General features: G+C 62.5%; 1 protein-coding gene and 1 pseudogene. Both read left to right on the top strand.

What is annotated here, in order from left to right:
• Positions 1-282: 282 nt before the first annotated feature.
• Complete coding sequence (locus tag EN964_RS34445) at positions 283-1,086, top strand: alpha/beta fold hydrolase (RefSeq protein WP_127267384.1); 804 nt, start codon at positions 283-285, stop codon at positions 1,084-1,086.
• Positions 1,087-1,200: 114 nt separating this feature from the next.
• Positions 1,201-1,461 (top strand): annotated as a pseudogene (locus tag EN964_RS34440) (hypothetical protein); the annotation flags it as partial.

The following is a 1,461-nucleotide window of genomic DNA, read 5'->3' as shown; positions in this document are numbered from 1 at the left end:
TTTCGTCGAGCGGAAATATCCGGCCGACCTGACCGACCGGCTGGTCCAGGCACTCCGCGCTGCCGGGCTCGGCAGCCCAAGCTGACACCATCGACGTCCGCGCACTGGCTGCGCCGCGTCCCGATGGATTTCCTGCGCTCCATCGCAGATTGCCGATTGGTCGCCAGGTTCTGTACACAACCGTACAAATCGCGAAAATTTTACTGGTCATCACGTTGGACTAGGAGCAATTCAGCCACCATTGGGTGTCGCGCATTCTGCAATAACAAAAAATCAGCTTTCATGACCGCATCACTTTTTGCCGCCGAAGAGGGTGTTGGCTCGAAGGCCATCGTCCTGCTGCACGGTTTCGGCGGCTGCCATGATGTATGGCACGAGGTGATTTCCGCCCTGACGCCTTCCACGCATACGCTGGCCTATGATCTGCCTGGGCACGGGTTGTCGCTCGATTTTCCCGCCGCCGGTCCCGCCAGGGTGGCAGCCAAGGCCGTGCTCGCCGATCTCTCGGAGCGCCGCCTGAAGCGCGTTCATCTCGTGGGCCACTCGATGGGCGGTGCCGTGGCGGCGCTGATGGCGCTGGCCGAGCCCGAAAAGATAGCCTCGCTGACGCTTCTGGCGCCGGGCGGCCTTGGCCCCGAAATCAATGGACCGCTGTTGCGCCGCTATGCCGAAGCCGCGGATCGGTCCGAGATCCGCTCCTGCCTCGCCGTCATGTCGGGACCATCAGCCCCGCCGCTCGAACATACGGTGGACACCCTTTGGGAAATGCGCAGGCGACCCGGCCAACTCGAAAAGCTCGTCGAGATCGCAGCCGCCATGACCGTGGACGGTCGGCAAGGCGTCATCCCGCACGATCGCCTCGATGGACTGAACATGCCGGTGATGGTGGCATGGGGAATCAGCGATGCGGTGCTGCCCTTTACCCAGGCGGATGACCTGCCGGCGCATTTTCACGTGCACCACGTGCTGGAGGCCGGCCATATGCTGGCTGAGGAAGCCCCCGACCTTGTTGCCGAGATCATTCGCCGCAACACCAATCGTCGCGCCAGGCCACACCGCCAGAAATTCGCCGCCGCAGCCAGCTGACCTTTTTCGCGCACGACAACCTTCCTGGACACCCCGGGGCCGTCGATCTCGCCAGTGCATTTTGCCGGCGGCTGTGTTAACCCGGTGTTAACCAAACCTACGAGGCGGACGCCGATGAAGGAAGCAGGCGAGAAGACCATCGACCAGTCCAAGAAACTGGCCGATGCCATCCGTGATGTCAAAAATGCCTTCGCCGACCGCGACGACGTCGTCGTCGACATGCGCGAGGCGCATCGCATGCGTCTCGATCTGCTCGCCGCCGAACTGGCACCGGTTTTTGCCGATGTTCCGGCCGATATGGACAATTTCGACTTTGTCGTCTCGTCCGGCTTGCAGCCGCGCCTGTGGATCGACGCCATCAGCCATGTCGCCATG

The organism is Mesorhizobium sp. M7A.F.Ca.CA.001.10.2.1 (assembly GCF_003998575.1).
Lineage (GTDB): Bacteria > Pseudomonadota > Alphaproteobacteria > Rhizobiales > Rhizobiaceae > Mesorhizobium.
This window is presented reverse-complemented; position numbering and strand designations above follow the sequence as displayed.